This window comes from Halalkaliarchaeum sp. AArc-CO (assembly GCF_024972735.1).
Classification (GTDB): Archaea; Halobacteriota; Halobacteria; order Halobacteriales; family Haloferacaceae; genus Halalkaliarchaeum.
Genome location: NZ_CP087723.1, coordinates 2,089,910 through 2,111,410, shown reverse-complemented (window position 1 = coordinate 2,111,410; position 21,501 = coordinate 2,089,910). Strand labels below are relative to the sequence as shown.

The 21,501-nt window shown below is 65.1% G+C and carries 25 protein-coding genes; 13 read left to right on the top strand and 12 right to left on the bottom strand.

The annotated features are described in order from the left end of the window. Positions 1-15 precede the first annotated feature (15 nt). Positions 16-942, top strand: a complete 927-nt coding sequence (locus tag AArcCO_RS11240; RefSeq protein ID WP_259533574.1) for an alpha/beta fold hydrolase — start codon at positions 16-18, stop codon at positions 940-942. 37 nt (positions 943-979) lie between these two features. On the opposite strand, the gene AArcCO_RS11235 is transcribed toward AArcCO_RS11240, so the two are convergent. The 3 genes from AArcCO_RS11235 to AArcCO_RS11225 all read right to left on the bottom strand — a co-directional run bounded on the left by AArcCO_RS11235 (position 980) and on the right by AArcCO_RS11225 (position 3,480). Further along, entirely contained in the window at positions 980-1,414 is a 435-nt protein-coding gene (locus tag AArcCO_RS11235) for a Zn-ribbon domain-containing OB-fold protein (RefSeq protein WP_259533573.1), read from the bottom strand. Continuing rightward, entirely contained in the window at positions 1,411-2,577 is a 1,167-nt protein-coding gene (locus AArcCO_RS11230; RefSeq protein WP_259533572.1) for a thiolase C-terminal domain-containing protein, read from the bottom strand. The genes AArcCO_RS11235 and AArcCO_RS11230 overlap by 4 nt, the downstream gene beginning before the upstream one ends. 147 nt (positions 2,578-2,724) lie before the next feature. Further along, positions 2,725-3,480 (bottom strand): proteasome assembly chaperone family protein, encoded by a 756-nt coding sequence (locus AArcCO_RS11225; protein WP_259533571.1) that lies wholly within the window; start codon positions 3,478-3,480, stop codon positions 2,725-2,727. A 127-nt stretch (positions 3,481-3,607) separates the two neighbouring features. Between AArcCO_RS11225 and serS the strand changes: the two genes are divergently transcribed. From serS to AArcCO_RS11205, 4 genes are all read left to right on the top strand, one after another. Next, a complete protein-coding gene (serS, locus tag AArcCO_RS11220; RefSeq protein ID WP_259533570.1) occupies positions 3,608-4,990 on the top strand; it encodes a serine--tRNA ligase in 1,383 nt (460 codons plus the stop codon). Between the two features lie 2 nt (positions 4,991-4,992). Further along, entirely contained in the window at positions 4,993-5,595 is a 603-nt protein-coding gene (locus tag AArcCO_RS11215; RefSeq protein WP_259533569.1) for a tRNA (cytidine(56)-2'-O)-methyltransferase, read from the top strand. 62 nt (positions 5,596-5,657) lie between these two features. After that, positions 5,658-5,885: an LSM domain-containing protein gene (locus AArcCO_RS11210; RefSeq protein ID WP_259533567.1), complete on the top strand. Its 228-nt coding sequence runs from the start codon at positions 5,658-5,660 to the stop codon at positions 5,883-5,885. Further along, on the top strand, positions 5,882-6,055 hold the full coding sequence (locus AArcCO_RS11205) for a 50S ribosomal protein L37e (protein WP_259533566.1): 174 nt from the start codon (positions 5,882-5,884) through the stop codon (positions 6,053-6,055). Before AArcCO_RS11210 ends, AArcCO_RS11205 begins: the two co-directional genes overlap by 4 nt. 11 nt (positions 6,056-6,066) lie before the next feature. Here the strand turns inward: AArcCO_RS11205 and AArcCO_RS11200 are convergent, their stop codons facing one another. After that, the gene (locus AArcCO_RS11200; RefSeq protein ID WP_259533565.1) at positions 6,067-7,059 is read right to left on the bottom strand and encodes an AI-2E family transporter; all 993 of its coding nucleotides are present in this window, start codon (positions 7,057-7,059) and stop codon (positions 6,067-6,069) included. A gap of 148 nt (positions 7,060-7,207) precedes the next feature. On the opposite strand from AArcCO_RS11200, the gene AArcCO_RS11195 reads away from it, so the two are divergent. Next, entirely contained in the window at positions 7,208-8,161 is a 954-nt protein-coding gene (locus tag AArcCO_RS11195; RefSeq protein ID WP_259533564.1) for a radical SAM protein, read from the top strand. 56 nt (positions 8,162-8,217) lie between these two features. Here the strand turns inward: AArcCO_RS11195 and AArcCO_RS11190 are convergent, their stop codons facing one another. Together AArcCO_RS11190 and AArcCO_RS11185 are read right to left on the bottom strand one after the other, a co-directional pair. Continuing rightward, positions 8,218-9,165, bottom strand: coding sequence for a D-2-hydroxyacid dehydrogenase (locus AArcCO_RS11190; protein ID WP_259533563.1), 948 nt, complete (start codon positions 9,163-9,165; stop codon positions 8,218-8,220). Between the two features lie 71 nt (positions 9,166-9,236). Next, positions 9,237-10,460 (bottom strand): cystathionine gamma-synthase, encoded by a 1,224-nt coding sequence (locus AArcCO_RS11185; RefSeq protein ID WP_259533560.1) that lies wholly within the window; start codon positions 10,458-10,460, stop codon positions 9,237-9,239. A gap of 175 nt (positions 10,461-10,635) precedes the next feature. Here AArcCO_RS11185 and AArcCO_RS11180 point away from each other — a divergent pair, with 175 nt between their 5' ends. Together AArcCO_RS11180 and AArcCO_RS11175 are read left to right on the top strand one after the other, a co-directional pair. Beyond that, on the top strand, positions 10,636-12,135 hold the full coding sequence (locus AArcCO_RS11180) for an MATE family efflux transporter (protein WP_259533559.1): 1,500 nt from the start codon (positions 10,636-10,638) through the stop codon (positions 12,133-12,135). Positions 12,136-12,144: 9 nt separating this feature from the next. Then, the gene (locus tag AArcCO_RS11175) at positions 12,145-13,446 is read left to right on the top strand and encodes an MFS transporter (protein WP_259533558.1); all 1,302 of its coding nucleotides are present in this window, start codon (positions 12,145-12,147) and stop codon (positions 13,444-13,446) included. Positions 13,447-13,462: 16 nt separating this feature from the next. Here AArcCO_RS11175 and AArcCO_RS11170 read toward each other — a convergent pair whose 3' ends face one another. Then, positions 13,463-13,744: a DUF7521 family protein gene (locus tag AArcCO_RS11170; RefSeq protein ID WP_259536428.1), complete on the bottom strand. Its 282-nt coding sequence runs from the start codon at positions 13,742-13,744 to the stop codon at positions 13,463-13,465. Beyond that, positions 13,744-14,127, bottom strand: a complete 384-nt coding sequence (locus tag AArcCO_RS11165) for a helix-turn-helix domain-containing protein (RefSeq protein ID WP_259533557.1) — start codon at positions 14,125-14,127, stop codon at positions 13,744-13,746. The genes AArcCO_RS11170 and AArcCO_RS11165 overlap by 1 nt, the downstream gene beginning before the upstream one ends. A 155-nt stretch (positions 14,128-14,282) precedes the next feature. On the opposite strand from AArcCO_RS11165, the gene AArcCO_RS11160 reads away from it, so the two are divergent. From AArcCO_RS11160 to AArcCO_RS11140, 5 genes are all read left to right on the top strand, one after another. Next, positions 14,283-14,735: a halocyanin domain-containing protein gene (locus tag AArcCO_RS11160; RefSeq protein ID WP_259533556.1), complete on the top strand. Its 453-nt coding sequence runs from the start codon at positions 14,283-14,285 to the stop codon at positions 14,733-14,735. Positions 14,736-15,089: 354 nt separating this feature from the next. Continuing rightward, the gene (locus tag AArcCO_RS11155; protein WP_345780890.1) at positions 15,090-16,334 is read left to right on the top strand and encodes an MFS transporter; all 1,245 of its coding nucleotides are present in this window, start codon (positions 15,090-15,092) and stop codon (positions 16,332-16,334) included. A gap of 66 nt (positions 16,335-16,400) precedes the next feature. After that, a complete protein-coding gene (locus AArcCO_RS11150) occupies positions 16,401-17,750 on the top strand; it encodes a M28 family peptidase (RefSeq protein ID WP_259533553.1) in 1,350 nt (449 codons plus the stop codon). Between the two features lie 151 nt (positions 17,751-17,901). Continuing rightward, on the top strand, positions 17,902-18,582 hold the full coding sequence (locus AArcCO_RS11145; protein WP_259533552.1) for an NAD(+)/NADH kinase: 681 nt from the start codon (positions 17,902-17,904) through the stop codon (positions 18,580-18,582). Between the two features lie 99 nt (positions 18,583-18,681). After that, on the top strand, positions 18,682-19,122 hold the full coding sequence (locus tag AArcCO_RS11140; RefSeq protein WP_259533551.1) for a DUF7313 family protein: 441 nt from the start codon (positions 18,682-18,684) through the stop codon (positions 19,120-19,122). Between the two features lie 42 nt (positions 19,123-19,164). Here the strand turns inward: AArcCO_RS11140 and AArcCO_RS11135 are convergent, their stop codons facing one another. Genes AArcCO_RS11135 through AArcCO_RS11120 form a run of 4 tightly spaced genes read right to left on the bottom strand, consistent with a single transcriptional unit; the run spans position 19,165 to position 21,501 of the window. Then, a complete protein-coding gene (locus AArcCO_RS11135; protein WP_259533550.1) occupies positions 19,165-19,440 on the bottom strand; it encodes a DUF7314 family protein in 276 nt (91 codons plus the stop codon). Further along, the gene (locus AArcCO_RS11130; protein ID WP_259533549.1) at positions 19,433-19,882 is read right to left on the bottom strand and encodes a DUF7315 family membrane protein; all 450 of its coding nucleotides are present in this window, start codon (positions 19,880-19,882) and stop codon (positions 19,433-19,435) included. Before AArcCO_RS11130 ends, AArcCO_RS11135 begins: the two co-directional genes overlap by 8 nt. A 37-nt stretch (positions 19,883-19,919) precedes the next feature. Further along, a complete protein-coding gene (locus AArcCO_RS11125) occupies positions 19,920-20,705 on the bottom strand; it encodes a cytochrome b family protein (RefSeq protein WP_259533548.1) in 786 nt (261 codons plus the stop codon). A 1-nt stretch (position 20,706) separates the two neighbouring features. Continuing rightward, positions 20,707-21,501, bottom strand: a complete 795-nt coding sequence (locus tag AArcCO_RS11120; RefSeq protein WP_259533547.1) for a cytochrome b — start codon at positions 21,499-21,501, stop codon at positions 20,707-20,709.

The following is a 21,501-nucleotide window of genomic DNA, read 5'->3' as shown; positions in this document are numbered from 1 at the left end:
AACTACCCTTCGGACATGAACCTCCGTCGACTCGCGAGCTACGGTGCACTCGCCGCGGGAACCCTCGCGGCTATGAACCGGGGGCTCCGCCGAACGGAACCGCTCGACCAGCCACTCCCCGGGGAACAGCGGAGCTACCGCTGGCGCGGCATGGAGATCGCACACACCCTCGCCGGTGATCCCGCCGATCCGACGCTGGTGCTGATTCACGGAACGAGCGCCGTCGCGACGAGCGGCGAGTGGCGGGAGGTGTTCGATCGTCTCGCCGAGGAGTACCACGTGGTCGCGCCGGACCTCCCGGGGTACGGCTGCTCGGACCGTCCGGCGATCGACTACTCGCCGGAGCTGTACGTCGACTTTATCCACGAGTTCCTCGAACCGTACGACGAGCCGGCGGTCCTGGCGTCGTCGCTTTCGGGCGCCTACGCCGTTGCCGCCGCCGAAGACGCCGACGTCTCCCGGCTGCTTTTGGTCTGTCCCTCCACCACTGGCGGTCCCGAACCGCCGAAAGCGTGGCTCCGGACACTGATCCGGACACCGGTCGTCGGAGAGGCGCTGTTTAACCTCTCGGTCTCGCGGCCGGCGATCCAGTACTTCAACGCCGACCACGGCTACTACGATCCCGCGAACCTCACCGACGAGTGGGTCGAGTACGAGTGGCAGACAGGACATCGACCGAACGCACGGTTCGCGCCGGGGGCGTTCCTCTCGGGGTATCTCAACATCGATGTCGACCTCGGCGCTGCGCTCTCTGAGCTGGACGTCTCCGCAACCGTGATCTGGGGCCGTGAAGCGGAAGTGTCGCCGCTGTCACGGGGCCGGGAGATTGCCGAGGCCGCCGACGCGAGGCTCGTCGTGTTCGACGACGCGAAACTCCTCCCGCACGTCGAGTATCCCGATCAGTTCGTCGACGAGATCACGAAATCGATGGACGTCCCGTGAGGTCCTGCGTTCGGTGACGGGCTGCTCTCGGGGGGATTCAAACCGGCCGGAACACGAGGAGCGGATCACCCGTCGTCTCGCGCTCCTCGACGGTCGGCTCGACGGTCGTTCCGGTCTCGACTTCCTCGAGGTCGATCCCCCGAACGACCCCCGTCAGTCGAACTGGGCCGAAGTCGACCACGGCGGTCGCGTACGGGGTGTCTTCGGCGAACTGGGGCGAGGCGACGTGGACGACGGTGACGGCCTCGATCTCGCCCGTCTCGGGGAGCGGTTTCTCCTCGAGGTCACTCGAACCGCTGTGCGGGCAGATGCGGCGCGGCGGCAGCGACCCATCGCCGCTCGGTGACTCGAGATAGTAGCCCTCGCCGTCACCGATCGCCGCGAGCCATTCGTCGAAGCCGGCGTCACCCGGCTCCTCGCCGCCGTCGGTCCGGAGGCGGTCGCTCCGGGTGCGGTCGCTCCGGTCGCTCATGCGACCACCTCCAGGACGTGAACCACTGCACTCGCGACCGTCCCGCCGGCGTTGTGGGTGATCCCGAGCCTGGCGTCGTCGACGGCGTCGCTGTTCGGATGATCCCCCCGGAGCAGGCGGGTCATTTCCACCACCTGCGAGGCGCCGGTGGCGCCGACCGGGTGACCCTTCGCTTTCAACCCGCCCGAGAGGTTCACCGGCAGGTCGCCGCCGGCGGTCGTTTCCCCGCGGCGGGCGGCCCCGGCCGCGTGTCCCGGGTCATAGAGGCCCAGAGATTCCAGTGCCAGCACCTCTGCGATCGTAAAGCAGTCGTGCACCTCCGCGAGTTCGACGTCGTCGGCCTCGATTGCGGCGTCGGCGTACGCCATCTCCGCCGCCTGTTCGGTCGCGGGCGTCCACGCCAGCTCGTCGCGATCCTGGAGCGCGAGGTTGTCGGTTCCTTGTCCGCTGCCCACGATCCCGACGGGGACATCGAGATCGTTCGCCGCGGCGTAGTCGTCGGAAACGAGCACCAGCGCGGCGGCGCCGTCGGTGATCGGCGCACAGTCGAACAGGTGAAGCGGCTCCGCGACCGGCGGGGCGTCCATCGCCTTCTCGACCGGGACTTCCTGCTGGTACTGCGCGTATTCGTTCTCGACGGCGTTGCCGTGGTTCTTCGAGGCGACGGCTGCCAGGTCCTCCCGGCTGCCGCCGTGCGCGTCGAAGTACGCCGACGCCATCAGGGCGTACGCGCCCGGGAACGTCATTCCCGCGCGCACCTCGAAGAGGTCGTCGGCGGCGATGGCGAGTCCCTCGGTCGCGCCGGCGGTGCCGAGGTTCGTCATTCGTTCCATCCCGCCGACGAGTACGACGTCCGCCTCGCCGCTCCGGACGGTCTTTACGGCCTCCCTGACCGCCACGCCCGCGGAGGCACACGCCTCCTCGTACCTGGTGGCGGGGCAGTCGATCCCGGCGGCCTCGGCCATCAGTGGCGCCTGGTGGCCCTGATGCTCCGCCAGCGCGCCCATGAAGTTGCCGTAGTTGAGCTGTTCGACGTCCCCGCGGGGGACCGACGCGTCCTCGAAGGCAAGCTGGCTCGCCTCCGCGAACAGGTCCCGTCCGGTTCGCTCCGGATGCTGTCCGAAGTGGGTCAATCCGACGCCTGCAACGCGAACTCCCGTCATTGCTGTCGTCCCCATTCAGATACCGTGTGGACGGGACGGGACCGAACGGTCCCGTCGACCGCCGCTGTCGTGTCACGATTCGTCATACTCGTAGGTACCGCAACGTCGCTCATATGTGTGCCGGAGTGTCGACCACTGTCTTCGCCCTCACCCGATGTATCGGAGCTCGTCGTCCGGGATCCCGGAGCCTCCCTCCTGCATCTCTCTGATCTTGCCGACGACCTCCTCCATCTCCTCGGCCCTGTCTTCGAGCTGTTCGTATCCCAGCTCGAACTCCAGGGCAGCTTCCAGCACCTCCAGGACGGCGCGGGCACTCTTCGGATCGACAAGATAGCCGCTGGTTTCGCCCATCAGACACGTCGCTTCGATCCCCCGGCGTTTCCCGAGCCCGAGCAGGAGTCCGGAGACGCCGACGATACCGCCGGCAGGTTCGTCGGGGCGGAACTCGACACCTGCCGCCTCCAGTTCCTCCCGCAGCTCTCCGCCGGAGACGGCACCGAGCACCGTATACTCCTCGACGAGCTCCCCGGTCGGGACGCCCCCGAGTGCGAAGGCGCGTTCGCAGCCGAACTCCGCTGCGAGGTCGAGGAACGCGTCAGTGAGCCGGTAATGCCCCTCGTTCGAGGACGCCTGGTGGTCCCCGGTCAACACGAGCAGGTCGGCGCCCTCGGTTTCGATGGCGTGAAACTCCGCGCAGACGAGATCCGCGACGCCGTCCTCGTCGACGTTCACCTGCGGCGGGAAGTCCGTGGCGTATACCCGCCGTACGAGCTTGCTGTCACACTCCTCGAGGAGGTGTTCGGCCGCGAGCTTCCCGACGTGACCGACTCCCGGGAGCCCCTCGACGAGCACGGGCGCGTCGAGCTCTGTGTCGGCCACGCGTTCGATTTCGATGTCTTCCATAGGCGTCACTCGCGGGAGCACGCCCCTTGGGCGTGTCGGTCGAGTGGCCACTGCACGCAGTTGCCGGCGTGTCCCACATCGTCACGGACCCGATACGATTTTCCGAGTCCCCGCAGAAGATCCGTCTATGCTGACCCGACAGTACGTCCGGGAGAACCCGGACGCCGTCCGCGAGGCGCTCGCGGCCCGCGGCACCGAGGACGTCGACCTCGACCGGATCCTCGAGATCGATGCGGAGTGGCGCGAGCTGAAAGCAAAGGGGGACGACCTCCGACACCGGCGAAACGAAGTGTCCAGCCGGATCGGCGAGCTGAAAGCCGAGGGCAAAGAGGAGGAGGCTCAGGAAGCCATCGAGGAGTCCAGCGAACTCAAGGAGGAACTCTCCGACCTCGAGGAACGGGCCGACGAACTCGAGGCGGAGCTCGAACGGCGGCTGCTCGAAATTCCCCAGATCCCCCAGGAGTCGGTTCCGGTCGGCGAAGACGAGTCCGACAACGTCGAGCGCCGACGGGTTGGATTCGACGACCTGCGCGACGTCCCGGCCCAGGCGGTGCCGCACTACGAACTGGGCGAGCAACTGGAGATCCTCGACGAAGCGCGGGGTGCGAAGACGACCGGTTCCGGCTTCTACTTCCTGAAGGGCGACGGCGCCCGCCTCGAGCACGCGCTGATCCAGTTCATGATGGACGTCCATCGCGAACAGGGGTATCACGACATCTTCCCGCCGATCCCGGTCAAGAGCTCTTCGATGCGCGGGACGGGTCAGCTCCCGAAGTTCAACCACGACGCCTATCGCATCGGCGGCGACGAACACGCTGCCTACGACGACGACGACCTGTGGCTGTGTCCGACCGCAGAGGTACCGGTGACGAACATGCACCGCGAGGAGATTCTCCTCGACGAGGATCTCCCGCTGAAGTATCAGGCGTACACGCCGAACTTCCGGCGTGAAGCGGGCGAGCACGGCACCGAAACCCGGGGAATCGTCCGGGTCCACCAGTTCAATAAGGTCGAACTCGTCAACTTCGTCCGGCCCGAGAACAGCGACGACCGGCTGGAGGCGCTCATCGACGAGGCGTGTGCGGTGCTCGACCGTCTGGAGCTCCCGTACCGGACACTCGATCTGTGCACCGGGGACCTGACGTTCGCCTCAGCGAAGACCGTCGACGTCGAAGTGTGGGCGCCCGCCGACGACATGCCCGACGGGCCCGAGCAGGGCGGTCGGTGGCTCGAGGTGTCCAGCGCGTCGAACTTCGAGGCGTACCAGGCGCGACGGGCGGGCATCCGGTTCCGCCGGGAACATCACGAGTCGGCTGAGCATCTCCACACGCTCAACGCCTCCGGGACTGCGATCGGCCGGGTGATGGTGGCGATCCTCGAGTACTACCAAAACGAGGACGGAACCGTCGAGGTGCCGGAAGCGCTCCGACCGTACATGGACGGGCAGGAACTGATCGAGGGTCACGACTCCGTCGGCGAGTCGGCGCTGGGTCGCGGCGACGGGAACTGATCGTGCAGGGGGATCCCGATGTCGTCGTGCTCCGGTACGGTCACCGTCCGGGCCGGGACGACCGCATGACGACGCACGTGGGGCTCACCGCGCGTGCGCTCGGTGCCGATCGTGTGCTCTTCCCGTCGAACGCGACCCAGTCGAAAGAGACCGTCGACACCGTCACCGATCGCTTCGGGGGTCCCTTCGTCGCCGAACTCCGCGACGACCAGAACGCGATCGTTCGCGACTGGGACGGGATCGTCGTCCACCTCACGATGTACGGCGAACCGATCCAGGAGGTCCAGGCCGAGATCAGGGACCGTCACCGACCCGAGACCGGAACGGCCGAAGGGGAGCCGATCTTGATCGTCGTCGGCGGCGAGAAGGTCCCGTTCGAATTGTACGAACGGGCCGACTTCAACGTCGGCGTGACGAACCAGCCCCATTCGGAGGTCGCGGGACTCGCCGTCTTTCTGGACCGACTGTTCGAGGGCCACGAACTCGACCGGGAGTGGGAGGACGCCGATCGACGGGTCGTCCCCCGGAAGACGGGCAAAGAAGTCGTTCCGGCCGAGGGGTCGGACGACGACGGCGACGACGGAGACGGCGCCAGCAACCGTTAAGGTCGCCAATCGCCCGAACTGGCTCCGGTACGTTTATTACTGAATATCGTGGCGTTCAATCCATGAGTGGACGACCCCTGGACGTACTCGAAGAGACCCTGCAGGCGACCGTGACGATCCAGCTCAAGGACGGGGCGATCTACCACGGCGTTCTCGCAGGCTACGACCAGCACATGAACCTCGTTCTCGAGTCCGTCGACGACGTCGAGGCGTTCGCCGACGAACCCGGAGAGGCGGTCCAAGACACAACCATTATACGCGGCGACAACGTCGTGACGATAAGCACATGACCGGCGCAGGGACCCCCAGCCAGGGCAAGAAGAACAAGACGACACACGTCAAATGTCGACGCTGTGGCGAGAAATCCTACCACGTGAAAAAGAAGGTGTGCAGTTCGTGCGGCTTCGGCAAGTCCGCAAAACGGCGCGGCTACGAGTGGCAGTCGAAGGCCGGCGAGTGAGCGCGTTCTCCTTATAAGCGGTCGTACTCGTCTCTGAAGGTAACAAGCGTCGCTGCAAACACGGCGATGACGATCGGGCCGACGAACAGGCCCGTGAATCCAAGCGTGAACACGCCGCCGAACACCCCGATCAGTATCACCGCGGGGTTCAATCGCGCCTGCTGATCGATGACGATCGGCCGCGCGTAGTTGTCGATCATGCTCACCACGAACACGCCGTACAGCGCGAGCAACATCCCCGTCGCGGGGTCGCCGATCAACACGAGATAGCCCGCCGCCGGGCCCCACACCATGAACGCGCCGATCAGCGGCAGCAACGCCAGCACGATCATCACCGTGGTCCAGAACACTGGCCTGGGCAGCCCTGCGAAGTAGAGACCGATCCCGCCAACGACCCCCTGGAGTACCGCCGCGAAGATGTGGCCGATCACGACACCCCACGTCGTCCGGTGGATCCGCTCGAACAGTGTTCGCGTCATCGGCGGCGAGAGGGGGATGATCGTGTGGAGCCACCCGACGAACTCCTCGCCGTCCCGGAGCACGTAGTAGACGATAAACAGCACGAGCGCGACGCCGAGCGCCCCGTGCAGGACGACTGTAAACACCTCCGAGACGCTGCCGAACAGCGCGTCGATCAGGTTGTCGCCCGTCTCGATGGCGGCTGCACGCAGGTCGATTTCCACGCCCGTGAGGTCCGTGATCCTCGCCTCTATCTCGCCGAGCTGGAGCCCGGTTTCCCCGCGGGCGAACGCCTGGAGGTCCCGGAGGAACACCAGGAAGATGTACAAAAGGGGAACCGCGCCGACCAGGAACGCACCGAGGATCAACAGGATCGGGGCCGCCTGTTCGCCCACGCGGGGTGCCAGTTGTCGCTGGAGCGGGTACAGCACGTAGCCGATGATCACCGCAGCGAGGATGTACTGGAGGAACGGCAACACCACGAGCAGCGTCGCCAGCGCCGAAAGGCCGATAAGGAGGACCAGGAACGCACGCTGGGTGTTCATACACCCCACTGCGTCGAGGTGATACTTAAAGCCGGGCCGAAATAACCGTCCTCCACCGGGGGTCTCCCGCCCGGATCCGACCGGCAGGCTGTCCTCACGCCTTGGGAAACGACAACACGTCTATCCGTGCTACGAACCTACAATTCATATGAGCGACACAGCGACCGTGCCGAACTACAGGCGTTTGTCCGACGCCGAGTTCCAGCGCAGGGTCGATCGCCTCCGCGAACGGTACCGGGAGTGTGATCTGTGCGCTCACGCCTGCGGTGTCGACCGAACGGCCGGGGAACGGGGCCGGTGTCGAGCCGACGACACGCCGGTCGTCTCCTCGGCGTTCCCGCACCGCGGAGAGGAAGCGCCACTTTCGGGACAGCGCGGAAGTGGGACGATATTCCTCTCGTGGTGTAACCTCCGGTGTGTGTTCTGCCAGAACTACGAGATCAGCCAGGAGGGGGTCGGCAGGCAGGTCACACCCGACGAGATCGCCGAGATGGCACTGTCGCTCCAGTCGAACGGCTGTCACAACGTCAACTTCGTCACGCCGACCCACTTCGCCCCGGACCTCGCGGAGGCGGTACTGATCGCCAGGAATCGGGGACTCGAAATCCCCATCGTCTGGAACTGTGGGGGCTACGAACGCGCCGAAACTGTCGAACTTCTCGAGGATATCGTTGACATCTACATGCCCGACGTGAAGTGGGCAGACGACGACGCTGCCGCGAGATACTCCGGGGCGCCCGACTACTGGGAGAACGCCCGCGCATCCCTGCGCGAGATGCACCGGCAGGTCGGGGAACTCAGGCTCGAAAACGGGCTCGCCGTCGAGGGGATGCTCGTGCGCCATCTCGTGATGCCGAACCACGTCGAAAGCTCGAAGCAGGTGCTGACGTTCATCGCCGAAGAACTCTCGCGGGAGACGTACGTCAACCTCATGTCGCAGTACCGGCCGGCATACCGCGCGAGCGAGCCGGGACAGTACGAAGAACTGAGTCGCGGTGTCCAATCCGAGGAGTACCGCGAGATCGTTTCACACGGCCGCGAGCTCGGGCTTTCCCGCCTCGAGGTCGACGAGCGTCTCCTCGGTGAGCGGTCGTGGCTGTGACGAGATAGCCGTTGCACCCCTGTTGGGCCGCGTGAGGCCCTATGTGATGGTCCCTGCTATGCGACCTGATTTCTGAGATCCTCGTTCCTGTCGTCGTGGATCCGTGCGACGTTGTCGGCGAGGATGTCGGCAACGCGGGAGAAGTATTCGGGCGTGTAGCCCGCGTTGTGCGGAGTGATGTGAACGTTTCCGAAGCTCCACAGGGGATGGTCTTCCGGGAGGGGTTCGGGATCGGTCACGTCGAGTGTAACCCCGCCGAGCCCGTTCACGCGGAGCCGCCGCACCAGCGCGTCGGTGTCGACGACCCCGCCGCGAGCGATGTTGATAAGGACCGCGTCGGTCGGCATCGTCCGGAGCGCCTCCTCGTCGATGAGGTTCTCCGTCGTCTCGGTGAGCGGACAGGCCAGCACGACGTAGTCGGACCGGGAGAGCGGCTCGTAAATCTCCTCGAACCCGTACACCTCCGCGGTCGGTCCGCCCTTTTCCGGGCTGTACCGGACGCCGAGCAGCTCGGCGCCGAACGGTTCGAGCCGCGTTGCGACCGCCTCGCCGATCGCACCCAGCCCGACGACCGTCACGGTGGAGCCGTGAATCTCCGTTGTGGGGAAACTCCGCCACTCACGGCGCTTCTGCTGTCGCCAGGCCTGCTTGAAGTCTCTGGCGTGGACGATCATCGAACCGATCACGTACTCGGCGATGTTCGGGCCGTGCACGCCGGAGCCATTGGTGACAGCGACGTCGCGTTCGCGGAACGCGTCCAGGTCCAGGTGTCCCGTCCCGGCGTACACGCACGCGAAAAGCTCCAGGTTCTGCGCCGCCTCCAGCTCAGCCGGCGAAAGCTGGAGACCGGTCGCGATCTCGGCGGTCGCGAGAAGTTCCTGTTCTTCTCCCGGGGTTCGCGCGAGCCGGACGTCCACGTCGGGGAGTCGTGTTCGCAGTTCCGCTGCGTACGTCTCTGCCGGGAGTCCGTGAACGTGCTGTCGCAACACCGCGATCTCGGTCATACGCCTCCGTTCGAGAAGTGTCTACAAGAATGTGTGTCCCCCGGCAGTCAGGACGCTGCCACCGACTTTCCTCACTTCCCCGCCCGGGCCGCCTCGAACGCCGACTCGAGATCCCGCTTCAGGTCGTCGATCGATTCGATCCCCACCGACACGCGGATGAGCCCGTCCGTGAGACCGGCGGCGAGACGTTCTTCTCTGGGGACCGCGGCGTGGGTCATCGCCGCCGGCTGTTCGATGAGGCTCTCGACGCCGCCCAGCGACTCTGCCAGCGTGAACACTTCCGTCTCGCTTACGACCGTCGAAGCCTCCGCCAGGCTCCCGTCGAATTCGAAGGAGAGCATACCGCCGAAGTCGTCCATCTGTTCGGCCGCGAGCTCGTGCTGGGGATGTGACTCCAGTCCGGGGTAGTACACCCGGTCGACGTCGGCGTGATCCTGCAGCCACTGTGCCAGTTCGCGGGCGTTCTCGCAGTGGCGGTCCATCCGCACGGGCAGCGTCTTCGTCCCACGCAACACGAGGAAGTCGTCGAACGGTCCGGGCGTCGCCCCGACCGCGTTCTGGTAGTAGCCGATCTCCTCGTCGAGGTCGGCGTCGTCGACGATCAGCGCGCCGCCCACGGTGTCGGAGTGTCCCCCGAGATACTTCGTCAGCGACTGGCAGACGATGTCGGCGCCGTGCTCCAGTGGACGCTGGAGGTACGGGGTCGCGAACGTGTTGTCGACCGCACACAGCGCGTCGTATTCGCCGGCAATCTCAGCGAGCGCGGCGATGTCGTTTACCCGCATCAGCGGGTTCGTCGGCGTCTCGACCCACACGAGTTCCGTCTCGTCGCACATTGCCTCGCGAACGGCGTCGTGGTCGGTCGTGTCCACGAACGTCGTCTCCACGTCGTACTGCTCGTAGGTACCCGTCAGGATGCGATGGGTGCCGCCGTAGACGTCGTCGCCGGCGACGACGTGATCTCCCGACGACAGCAGATTCAACACGGTGTTGATCGCGCCCATCCCCGAGGAGAAACACCGGGCGTGGCTTCCGTTTTCCAGGGACGCCAGGTTCGCCTCCAGGTCGGACCGGGTCGGGTTCCCGGTCCGGGAGTACTCGTAGCCGCGATGCTCGCCGGGGGCGTCCTGTTCGTACGTCGAGTTGGCGTAGATCGGCGTCATCAGCGCGCCCGTCTCCGCATCGGGCTCCTGTCCCGCGTGAATCGCGCGCGTTTCGATGGCGTACGGGCTGTCGATCGCAGACGGGGGAGTTCCGGTTCGTCCCGCGTTTGCCTCGTGAGGTTCGTCGCTCATGGGCTAGACGTACACGCGAGACGCCCTGATTCTTTCCGTTCCGGACGTCGTCTCCTGCCGTCGTGTTCTCCCCTGTCGGCTGCGAGGTGTTTTCGAAACGAAATCCATTTGAACCGGGCTGACTGACTAATCAGTCAATGAGGTTGGTCCCCGAGGTCGGTGGTGATTCGGGCGAATGACCGACGGGAGTCGGTCCGGTCCGGGCCGCGACCGGTCGGTGAACGTCACCGACGGTGCCCTGTTTCGGCCGCTGCTTTTGCTTTCGCTTCCGATCGTCGGGTCGCAGGTGCTCCAGGTGGCGTACAACGTCGCCGACACCTACTGGGTCGGCCGACTCGGTTCCGACGCTGTCGCTGCACTGTCGTACTCGTGGGCGGTCGTCTTTTTGATGGTCAGCATCGGCGGCGGACTCACCGTCGCCGGAACCGTGCTCATCGCCCAGCACAAAGGGGCGAAGGACTTCGCCCAGTCGCATCACGTCGCCGGCCAGACGCTGTCGTTCGTTACGGTCGTCGCGATCGTCTTCGGCGTTCTCGGCTGGATCTTTACGCCCGTGATGATGCAGTTGATCGGCGCAGATCCCGGCGGGGACGCGTACGTCTACGCCGTCGAGTACACCCGGATCATCTTCGCCGGCGTCGTGTTCATGTTCTGGTTTTTCATCTACGACGCGCTCTCGCGGGGATGGGGAGACACCAAAACGCCGCTGTATCTGATGGCGATATCGGTGACCATCAACGTCGTCCTCGACCCGTTTCTCATCCTCGGATTCGAGGGCAACCCGGTCTTCTCGTGGACCGGACTCGAGTCGCTCGGCGCGGCGTTGCTCGCCGAAACCGGCTTTGCGGGCTTCGGCGTCGCCGGCGCCGCGTACGCGACCGTCTTCTCCCGCGGGTTCGCGGCGTTTATCGGCCTGTACCTCCTGTTCAGCGGTCGGGTCGGGCTCCAGCCGGCGCTTTCGGACCTGATCTTGAAACTCGAGACCGTCCGTCGGATCCTCGACATCGGGGGGCCGACCGCCGTCGAACAGGGGGTCCGGGCGTTCGGTATCACCGTGCTCACCGCCGTGGTCGCGCTCGCTGGCACCGACGCGGTTGCGGCCTACGGGATCGCCACACGGCTCTCCTCGATCCTGTTTCTGCCGGCGCTCGGGCTCGCACGCGGGACCGAAACCGTCGTTGGACAGAACCTCGGCGCCTCGCAGGTCGCCCGCTCGAAGCGGGCCGTGACGTTGAGCGTCGGGATGGTCGTCGCCGTCTTCGTTGCGGTGGTCGCGCTCGCGTACCCGTTCGCGGAGGCGATCGCCGGCTTCTTCATCGACGAGACCACGCCGAACGCCGGCGAGGTGATCGCGATGAGCGCGGCGTTCATCACGATCGCCGGACCGTCGTACGTGTTCCTCGGCGCGTTCCAGATCCTCCTGGGTGCGTTCCGGGGTGCCGGATCCACCCGGGCCGCGATGGTGTTTTCGATCCAGGAGCTGTGGCTGTTCAGGATCCCGGTCGCGTACGTCCTGCTTTCGACGTTCGGAATGGGGATCACTGGCGTGTGGTACGCGTTCGTGGTCTCGTACGTCTGCTCGCTCGCGACGACGGCACTGTGGTTCTCGCGAGGGACCTGGACCTCGAACGTCGTCGACGATCGTCAATCAGTGCCGGCTCCCGCGAACGATTGAGCACCGATCATGGCTAACACCACTACACCCGACCCGTCGACGGCAGCCCGCGCCTCCGACCGGCGAATCATCGTGGCGGTCATCGTCTCGACGTTCTTCGTCGGCTTCGGCGGGGGCGTCGTCTTCCCGATCCTCCCGAACCTGGGGGCGGTGCTGGGGATCTCGGCGTTCATGGTGGGGGTAATCCTCTCGGCGAACCGGTTCGTCAGGCTCGTGGCGAACGCCCCCGCCGGCGCCTTCGTCGATCGCGTCGGGACGCGAAAGCCGTTCGTCGCCGGCCTCGTCATCGAAGGTATCGCCACCTTCGGGTACGTCGTCGCCCTGCTCGTTCCCGATCCCGCGCCGGGGGCGTCGATCATCGTCGCGTTCCTGCTCGCGCCGGAAACGTGGTTCATGGTTGCCAGGATCCTGTGGGGGTTCGGTAGCGCCCTGGTGTTTGCGACCGCCTACACCATCGCCGCGGACGTGAGCGACGCCGGGGACCGCGGGACCAACATGGGCGTCGTTCGTGCGGGGATCACCCTGGGATTCCCCGCGGGACTAGTGCTCGGAGGTGTCGTGAGTGCGCTGTACGGGAACGCAACGGCGTTCGTCGTCGCTGCCGTCTTTGCACTGCTCGCGTCGCTGATCGCGTATCTGATCGTTCCCGAGACCCACGTCGAGGGAGGAGGGTCGACATCGGTGAAGCCGTGGGACGTGGATCTGACCGTCCCCGCCGTCACCGTCGGCCTCGTCAACTTCGGACTGTATTTCGCGTACATCGGGGCGCTGTTCGCGACGCTCGTGCTGTTTCTCGGGGCGAACGACCTCGCAGTGTTCGGTCTCGACGCACAGGGAACGTCCGGCATTTTCATGGCGGGAACCGTGCTCGCCGCCGGCGCCATGACGATCGCCGGTGGACGTCTCAGCGACGTCTACGGTGCGAGAACTCCGGTTCTCGTCGGCTTTCTCGTCGTGGCCTTCGTCGGCTTCCTGTTGCTTGCCCGGGCGGGCTCGATCGTGGAACTCGCGCTCGCGTGTCTGTTCATCGGCGCCGGGCAAGGCGGAACGAGCAGCCCGCTGATGGCGCTTCTGGCGGATCTGACGCCAAACGAACGGATGGGACGGGCGACGGGAACGAACAACGTGTTCGGGGACATCGGAGGTGGACTCGGTCCGATGGTGTCGCTGCCGCTCGTCGAAATCGTCGGATTTGGTCCGGTGTACGCAGCGTGTGCGGTGATTCCGCTTCTGGCTGGTGGCGTACTGTTGCTCGGCGTCCGAACGGAGACCGGGACGTTCGTTCCTGGACGGCGCCCTACGGGACCGTGAGTCGAGCTCCGGTCGACTACTCCACGTACAGCGAATAGGTCACGACCGCGAATCCGATCGCGGTCAGGATGCTGTTGATCGCGATGCCGGCCTCGAGTTCCACCTTGAACAGGTGGTGCAACACGCCGGCGGACACCGCGCCGATCGTCACGATCGCAAAGCCGATCGAAAGCGCCCTGAGTGCGGGGTTCGCCGTCCGGTTGTACGCCTTGTACGCGAAGTAACTGATACTCCCGCCGAGAACGACGATGGCGGTTTGCGACACTACGAGTATTACGTCCCAGAGTATGGATTCCATCATGCTTCCTCTTGCACCTCCTTCCACAGTTCCGCGAGGCGTTCGTCCCGTCCGCGGTCCCTGGCTTCGATCTCGACCGTGAGGTCGCGGTTGTCGGTGAGCCGAACACGGACCTCCTCGAACGCGAGCGAGTATCTCGTCGTGTGCTGCCCGTCCCGTCGGATCTCTGTCGATTCCGATAGGAGGGCGGCGTCGGTCAATAGCTCCAGCTTTCGATACGTCGTCGAGAGCGGGATGTCACAGGCGTCCGAGAGCTCGCTTGCGGTCATCGGCTCCGCGAGTTCCTTAACGATCGCCTGTGCCGCATCGTCGGCCAGTGCGTCGAGAACAACCTCCGGGTCGGGCTTCGATTGGTTCTCCCGTCCCGACGCGTTCCGGACCATCTGTACCTTCGTTTGACACCCCGGGCGATAAGTTTGTCCGTCCGACCGTGCTAGTGTCGGTACCTTGCTGTGTCGGCACGTTGCTGTGTCGGTGTCTCGGAGGACGCCCCGATTTACAGCAGCCTTTTGTCGTTCTGCAACCAATAGAACACTACATGAATACCATCGATAGACGGGAGTTCCTTCGCACTGCCGGCACTGCTGCTCTGGCGGTATCTCTCGCGGGCTGTGCAGGTAACGGCGACGACGACACAGCCTACGTCGACGAGGAACCGGACTACGGGGAGTTCCTGAACGACGTGCCGAACTACGATCGAACGATCGATTTTACGGATCGCGAAGAGGTACGCATCGGTGTCGGCGCGGGCGACGGACTTCAGTTCGAGCCGCCCGCCGTCCAAATTTCGACCGGTACCCGCGTGGTCTGGGAGTGGACCGGTCAGGGTGGTGACCACAACGTCGTCGAGGAGGACGGCGCGTTCGAGTCCGAAACCACCGCCGCCGCCGGCCACGAGTTCGACCACACCTTCGAGGATACCGGAACGTATCTGTACGTCTGTACGCCCCACGAAGCGGTCGGTATGAAGGGCGCAATCTCTGTTGTGTAGTCTCTTCGGAGCTATATCTGTTGTGTAGCCACGCCTCGATCACTCGACTCGATGGGGACCGCCTCCGAAATCTATTTTAGTGCGCAATATATACAATACTATGTCGGCACTCGTGCCTCCGATCCCTTCCAATCCCGTTCCCCTTCCGGCACGGAGGATGCCGACAGCGCTTTCGGCGTCTTTTCGACGCCGTCTGCTCCCCACTCCTTCCCCTTCGTTTTGTGAACTTGAGCACCGGCAGTCATCGATAGCTCCTTTGTATTCCACGTGGATACTCGAGGCGTGACCCGTCGATCGAGTGGTTTCTCTCTCTCGGCGACCGACTCGCGACAGTCGGCCCGTCGATGGCGCTGGCTGCTGTGGGGACTGATCGCGGCGACGTTCCTGCTCGTGAACGTCTATCGACTGTCGACTGCCGTGATCGCGGACGCGTTGATGGGTGCGCTGGGCACCACCGGCGCACAGTTGGGGACGCTTCACGCCGTGTTCTTCTTCGTCTACGCGGTGATGCAGATCCCGACCGGCGTGCTCGTCGACCGGGTCGGGCCGCGGCTCACCGCGGCCGCTGGGGCGGCCGTGATGAACGTCGGCGCGATCTGGTTCGCGCTGGCGTCTACCTACGGACCTGCGATGGGGGCGCGACTGTTGATCGGGCTCGGAGGCAGCGTCATCTTCGTGTCGATGCTCCGGTTCAGCGCGAACTGGTTTCGCCCTGAGGAGTTCGGGACGATGAACGGGCTTTCGTTTGCCGTCGGCGGCGTCGGGGGTATTCTCGCGACGACGCCGTTTGCACTGCTCGTCGGTGCTGCCGGCTGGCGGACGTCGTTTCTCGGACTGGCGGTCGTCGGACTGGGGCTGTCGGTTGCGACGCTGTTGTTCGTTCGTGACTCGCCCGAACGGGCGGGGTTTCCGTCGATCGAGGGGATACAAGAACGTCCCAGGATCACTCTCGAGGAAGCGCGGACGTTCGTTGCGGCAGTCCTGCGTGACCCCTGGACCTGGGTGGTCAGCGTGTTGCTTTTCGTCACCGGCGGGATCAACCTCACGCTGTTCGGTCTCTGGGGGATCCCGTATGTGGTGCAGCTGTACGACACGTCAGTGACGGTCGCGTCCACGGTCACCTTGCTAGGCGGGGTCGGCATCGTCGTCGGCCCCCCGGTGATCGGCCGACTCTCCGATCGGATCGGTCACCGAACGGAACTCGTTGTGGCCGGCACTGTCGTCTACACTGCGACGCTTGCGGTGATCGCCCTGCTCGGTACCCCGCCCCTGTTCGTCGTCGGGATCGCGTTCTTCGTCGCCGGGGCCTTGCTGGGCGCGTTCGTGCTCACGTATCCGATGATCAAACGCCGTCACGAAGACCGGGCCAGTGGCATCTCACTGGGAACCATAAACGGAGCGTCCTTCTTCGGCGCCGCGGCGTTCCCGACGCTCATGGGCGTCGTACTCGACACCTACTGGACCGGCGAAATCGCGGGCGGTGTCCGGGTGTACACCGTCACCGGCTACCGTATCGCGTTCGCGATCGCGGCAGCCGCGAGTCTGGCGACGGTCGGGTGTGCACTGTGGCTCCATCGTCACGCTCCCGAGCGAGTGTGAAGAGTGGGTTCCAGAGAGGTGGGCCCGTATGCGAACCGCTTTGGTGCTGGCGACGGGCCGGTGACCATGGACGACTTCGACGACGCCGACGCGTCCTGGATCGGTCGCACGTTCACGAGCGACGCGGGCTGGCAGCTTTTGGAGGAGCTCGTGGCGATCCCTGATCGGATGGCGGGCACCTCCGGGGAACGCGAGGCGCTTGCACGCACCCGCGACGCACTCGAGGCCGTCGGCGCCCGCGACGCTCGGATCGAGCCGTTCGACGTCCAGGGGTGGACACGTGGCGACAGCCGACTTCTCGCCGACGACGGGGAGGTTCCTCCGCGGCGGGACCAGATTGCACTCCCTCGGAGCCCTGCGGGATCGGCGACGGGTGAGCTCGTCGATCTCGACTACGGAGTTCCCTCTGACTTCGAGGAGCGCTCCGCAGAGATCGAAGACAGCGTCGTGATGGTGTCGACGACGGTTCCCGACGACTACGATCGGTTCATCCACCGCCGGGAGAAGTACTACTACGCCGTCGAACACGGAGCGTCCGCCTTCCTGTTCGCCAATCACGTCGAGGGCGGACTCCCGCCGACGGGGAGCGTCGGCAGCGACGAGAGTCCGATCGGGGAGATCCCTGCGATGGGCGTCTCGAAGGAGCTCGGCGCTCGCCTCTCCCGCGAACGGGTCGGCGAGTCGATCACTGTCGAGGTCGACGCTGAGATCGCCCCCGCAGAGAGTGGCAACGTCGTCGCCGAGCTCGGGCCCGAAACCGACGAGGAAGTGGTGGTCTCCTCGCACGTCGACGCCCACGACATCGCCGACGGGGCGATGGACAACGGTGCCGGCACGGCGACGGTCGTGGAGATCGCCCGTGCGCTTGCAGAACGCGTGGACGAACTCGACACCAGGGTCAGGTTCCGCTGTTTCGGCGCCGAGGAAGTGGGGCTCGTCGGATCGAGTCTGACGGCAGACCGGGTCGACCTCGACGCGATCCGGGCGATCGTCAACGTCGACAGTAACGTCGCCGCCCGGACGTTGAAACTGGACTACCACGGCTTCGACGAACTGGAGGCGGCCGCACAGACGGTCGCAGAACGGTTCGACCATCCGGTTCGGCTCAGCGACTCTCCAGTCCCTCACAGCGATCACTGGCCGTTCGTCAGGGAAGGCGTTCCCGGATACATGGTCTCGGGCGCGACCGAGGGGCGCGATCGGGGCTGGGGACACACTCACGCCGACACCCTCGAGAAGCTCGAGCCGCGGAACCTCCGCGAACAGGCGATCCTGTTGACCGAACTGACCGTCGAACTTGCCGACGAAACGACGGAACCCGCCCGGCGGGACCCCGCCGAGATCGCGGCAGATCTGGAGGCGGAGGGTGCCGCGGAGGGGATGAAAGTCACCGGAGACTGGCCGTTCGAGGAGTGATCCCTGGGTCGGATTATCCTCCGCGAGTCGAACCTGACACGCGAGTCGAACTGACACGCGAGTCGAACTGACGCCCGAGCCAATCGAATGCGTGTGGGTTTTTCTTCCCCGAACACTGACCTGCGTGTATGCAGCAACGGGAGGGCCGTCGATGAACGTCGCGATCGTCGGTGACGACGCGATCACCGGCCAGCTCGCAGATGTGGTCGCACGACGTGGCGGATCCGTCGTTTCGGCTCCGGACGCCGACACGATCGTCGCGATCGGCAAGCCTGCACTGTTCGAACTCGTCGGTGGCGGTCTCGAGGTTCCCGTGCTTCCGATCGCGGCCGGAGAGGGGAAGCACGTCGTTTCCAAACCCGACGCCTCCGACGCACTCGCGGCCGTCATCGAGGGGGAGGCGCGGCGGACCGAACACTACCAGCTCGGCGTCTCGACCGACGGTACGCAGGTTGCAACCGCGCTGTACGACCTCACGCTGGTGACGGAGGAACCCGCCCGCATCTCCGAGTACGCCGTCGTCGGCGACGGGGACGCTCTCGGAACCGTGCGCTCGGACGGGATCGTGGCGGCGACACCCGCAGGGAGCGCCGGTTACGCCCGGTCGGCCGGGGGGCCCGTACTCTCCCCCGGATCTGGCCTTTCGGTCGTCCCGATCTCGCCGTTCACTACCCATCCCGAGGCGTGGGTCGTCGCCGAGGAGGTGTGCGTGACCGTCACCCGGGACGACGACGTGTCGGTAGTCGCGGACGGGAAAGAGGTTTGCAGTGTCGGCCGCGACGAGTCGGTCGCGGTAACACGGACGGATCCGGTTACCTTGTTGCGCTTTTGAGCTTTCTGTTTGCATCCGGTGTCGCGTCCGTGTCGAGTGTCCCCCGTGCAGAACTGCCGATTGGAAAAACTCTAATGAGTCGTCCCCTCACAGGGTGGTATGGATCCGCTCCAGTTCATCGTCCCCCTCGGCTGGGTGGACGCGATCGGCGAGTACCTGCCGTTTGCGATCTTCACACTGGTCGTGGTGAACGCCATCACCCGCCATCAGGCGCACAGATCGCACAAGCGAAGCGCGGACGACGGCGACGAGAACGTCACCCGGTATCTCCCACACACTGTCGCGAACGTCGCGCTCGTCGTTCTCGGTCTACTGTACGTGATTTATCACACTCACGGCGGGCTGATCATGACGGCGCTGCTGTTGACTATGTTCGTCGCCGACATCTTCGAGTTCGAAGCGCGCCAGGTCGAAGCCCGAAACGGGATGACGATCGAGCGCCCCAAGTCGGCGCTTACCGCCTGGGGCCTGGCGTTCCTGTACGCGGCGTATCAGGCGTTCTTCGAGTTCGTCGCGCCGTTCTGGGAACTCGTCGTGTAATCTGTAGTCGTACTGCAGAACCGTTTTCGCAGCCGTTCTGGCTCAGTTTGCGGACTCGCGCTCTTCTAGGGCTCGCCGGAGTTCACGTGCGGCGGGGATCCCGACCCAGAAGGTGAGCGTCCCCAGGATCGTCACCCACAGGAACACCTCCGCGCCCAGGATTCCCAGGACGTCGAAGAAGTTGTTCGGCTCGGACGGCGCCGCGATCAGCTGTCGTGTGGTGTCGAACGTCGGGGTCTGATACCAGCCGGCGAACGTCATCCACGCGAGCCCGCCGACGGTGAAAAAGGCGAGCCCCTTTATGAACTCGTCAGCCATTATCAGTCCCTTCGGGGGAATCCTCTTGAGACTTTCCCATGTCGGGAGCCCGAAATCGGGTCCCGAGCACGTACACTCCCGCGCCCAGCGCCATCACGGCCAGTCCCGTCCCCGCAAGCAGCGCGTCGAGCGTCCCGGCGGCGACGTCGACCCCGACCAGCGCGAACAGCCCGGCTGCCAGGCGCCGAAGCACGCCGACCTGCAGCGTCGCCGCATCCAAAAGGAGAAACCCGAGCACGACTGCGATGACTGCAAGGAGGGTCGAGAACACCGTCACCGTCTTGTACAGTCGCAACGGGACGATCACCTCCCGACGCCCGCGGGCGTCAGTACGGACGTAATCATCTCGGACCGTGGCGTGATCGTCGAGAGCCGGGACGCGGTCGTCACCGGACGAGGAACGTTTGCCGGTCTCGGTCTCGGGGATCCCGTCGTCGCTCATACTGACACCGACGGCGGGAACGAAAAGGAACCTTTCGCTATTTCGGCGGACGAAGCCGGTAGTACCGCCGGTTGAGGTCGTACATGTATCCCTCCCGCATCGTTTTCAACACCGCGTAGGTGAGGATGCCGGCGATCACCGGCAGCAGGAACGTCAGATCGAAGATGACGTTGAGGTCCAGCGGGACGAGGTTCTGGATCGCAAGCACGCCGAGGGTGATCGAGAACACGACGCCGCCGACGCCGACCGCCGCCCAGAACGGCTGTTCGACCGGACGTCGGGCGCTTCCCTTGTTGAGGAACGGAACCAGCGCGATCGCGCCCACGACGACCCCGTTCGCCAGGACGCCGTACATCTCGTCGCCCATGATCTTCTGATCGCCCAGGATCGCCAGTTCGGGGTTGATCGGATCGAGGTGCAACAGCCCGAACGACCAGTAGAGATACCAGTCGGGGAGAATGATCGCCGGCGTACTCGAGGGGTCTGCCGGATCGCCGAAGTGCGGCGGCGCGACCGCGGACACCAGGATGATCATTCCGACGAAGAAGCTAGTGATCGCGAGGTTCCGAATGATCTCGTGGGGCCAGGTCGGGAACGCGAGCACGTCGCGTTCGACGTAGTCGGACTCCTGTCGGAGATCCTGATCCTCGCGTCGCGCACGCTCGAAGTATTCGTAGGTGAGCCGCGAGAGTCCCTGCGTGCGCTCCTTGCGCTCGCGCCAGGTGGGCGTCTCGTCGTCCGGCGGAACCGTCGCAGGCGGCCCGCCGTCGGTTCGTAATTGCTCGTCGGTTCGTCCGTCGGAGGTGGATTCGTTCCCTGTCATATCAGTGGGGTTCTGCGATTCCCTGCACCCAGACGATGCCGACGTGGAGCGCGATCAGCGCCGTCACGACGAACGGCAGGATGAACACGTGCAGGATGTACATCCGAATTAGGGTCGATTCTCCCAGGGTGAAGCCGCCGAAGATCAGCTGTGCGGCCCACTCGCCGACCAGCGGGGTCGCAAGCGCCATCTCGACGCCGATCTGTCCCGCCCAGAACGACAGCTGCTTCCAGGGCAGCAGGTAGCCGGTGTAACCGAACAGCAGCGTCAGCGAGATCAACACGACGCCGAGCAGCCAGTTGAGTTCGCGAGGCTCCTTGTACGCGCCCGTAAAGTAGACGCGAAGCATGTGGAGGAACACCGCAGCGAGCATGAACTGGGCCGCCCAGCGGTGGATCGACCGCAGCATGAAGCCGAACTGCAGGTCCTCCATGATGAACAGCATGCTGTTGTACGCCGCGCTGGGGTCGCCGGCCGTCGACGGCGAGTAGTAGAAGCCGAGTATCGCCCCAGTCACGGCCGCCACGAGGTACGCGACGATCGAGAGGAACCCGAGCGAATACAGCGGATACCAGTACCAGAACTTGTTGTCGAGGTTGTACTGTTCGGTGTGGCTTTTGGGCATCTGGAGGTTGACTCGGTAGTACATCGTCTCCAGCGCCTCGAGGTAATCGACGATGCGGAACCGACGATCGAGCCAGACGAGCGACGTCAGGAAGATGCTCTCGACTGCGGTGAGATCCCGCTCCTCGAGCCACGCTTTGTGGTCGTGTTCGTCCTTCTTTTCCAGACTCAT

Bases quoted from the DNA above. Each gene is read 5' to 3' on its own strand.
- AArcCO_RS11210 (WP_259533567.1), top strand. From the start codon at position 5,658: ATGAGTGGACGACCCCTGGACGTACTCGAAGAGACCCTGCAGGCGACC.
- AArcCO_RS11185 (WP_259533560.1), bottom strand. From the start codon at position 10,460: ATGAGCGACGAACCTCACGAGGCAAACGCGGGACGAACCGGAACTCCC.
- AArcCO_RS11130 (WP_259533549.1), bottom strand. From the start codon at position 19,882: ATGAGCGACGACGGGATCCCCGAGACCGAGACCGGCAAACGTTCCTCG.
- AArcCO_RS11200 (WP_259533565.1), bottom strand. From the start codon at position 7,059: ATGAACACCCAGCGTGCGTTCCTGGTCCTCCTTATCGGCCTTTCGGCG.
- AArcCO_RS11140 (WP_259533551.1), top strand. From the start codon at position 18,682: ATGGATCCGCTCCAGTTCATCGTCCCCCTCGGCTGGGTGGACGCGATC.
- AArcCO_RS11165 (WP_259533557.1), bottom strand. From the start codon at position 14,127: ATGGTCCGGAACGCGTCGGGACGGGAGAACCAATCGAAGCCCGACCCG.
- AArcCO_RS11235 (WP_259533573.1), bottom strand. From the start codon at position 1,414: ATGAGCGACCGGAGCGACCGCACCCGGAGCGACCGCCTCCGGACCGAC.
- AArcCO_RS11225 (WP_259533571.1), bottom strand. From the start codon at position 3,480: ATGGAAGACATCGAAATCGAACGCGTGGCCGACACAGAGCTCGACGCG.
- AArcCO_RS11180 (WP_259533559.1), top strand. From the start codon at position 10,636: ATGACCGACGGGAGTCGGTCCGGTCCGGGCCGCGACCGGTCGGTGAAC.
- AArcCO_RS11190 (WP_259533563.1), bottom strand. From the start codon at position 9,165: ATGACCGAGATCGCGGTGTTGCGACAGCACGTTCACGGACTCCCGGCA.
- AArcCO_RS11125 (WP_259533548.1), bottom strand. From the start codon at position 20,705: ATGACAGGGAACGAATCCACCTCCGACGGACGAACCGACGAGCAATTA.
- AArcCO_RS11150 (WP_259533553.1), top strand. From the start codon at position 16,401: ATGGACGACTTCGACGACGCCGACGCGTCCTGGATCGGTCGCACGTTC.
- AArcCO_RS11160 (WP_259533556.1), top strand. From the start codon at position 14,283: ATGAATACCATCGATAGACGGGAGTTCCTTCGCACTGCCGGCACTGCT.
- AArcCO_RS11135 (WP_259533550.1), bottom strand. From the start codon at position 19,440: ATGGCTGACGAGTTCATAAAGGGGCTCGCCTTTTTCACCGTCGGCGGG.
- serS (WP_259533570.1), top strand. From the start codon at position 3,608: ATGCTGACCCGACAGTACGTCCGGGAGAACCCGGACGCCGTCCGCGAG.
- AArcCO_RS11240 (WP_259533574.1), top strand. From the start codon at position 16: ATGAACCTCCGTCGACTCGCGAGCTACGGTGCACTCGCCGCGGGAACC.
- AArcCO_RS11120 (WP_259533547.1), bottom strand. From the start codon at position 21,501: ATGAGTCTGGAAAAGAAGGACGAACACGACCACAAAGCGTGGCTCGAG.
- AArcCO_RS11145 (WP_259533552.1), top strand. From the start codon at position 17,902: ATGAACGTCGCGATCGTCGGTGACGACGCGATCACCGGCCAGCTCGCA.
- AArcCO_RS11230 (WP_259533572.1), bottom strand. From the start codon at position 2,577: ATGACGGGAGTTCGCGTTGCAGGCGTCGGATTGACCCACTTCGGACAG.
- AArcCO_RS11170 (WP_259536428.1), bottom strand. From the start codon at position 13,744: ATGGAATCCATACTCTGGGACGTAATACTCGTAGTGTCGCAAACCGCC.
- AArcCO_RS11175 (WP_259533558.1), top strand. From the start codon at position 12,145: ATGGCTAACACCACTACACCCGACCCGTCGACGGCAGCCCGCGCCTCC.
- AArcCO_RS11205 (WP_259533566.1), top strand. From the start codon at position 5,882: ATGACCGGCGCAGGGACCCCCAGCCAGGGCAAGAAGAACAAGACGACA.
- AArcCO_RS11195 (WP_259533564.1), top strand. From the start codon at position 7,208: ATGAGCGACACAGCGACCGTGCCGAACTACAGGCGTTTGTCCGACGCC.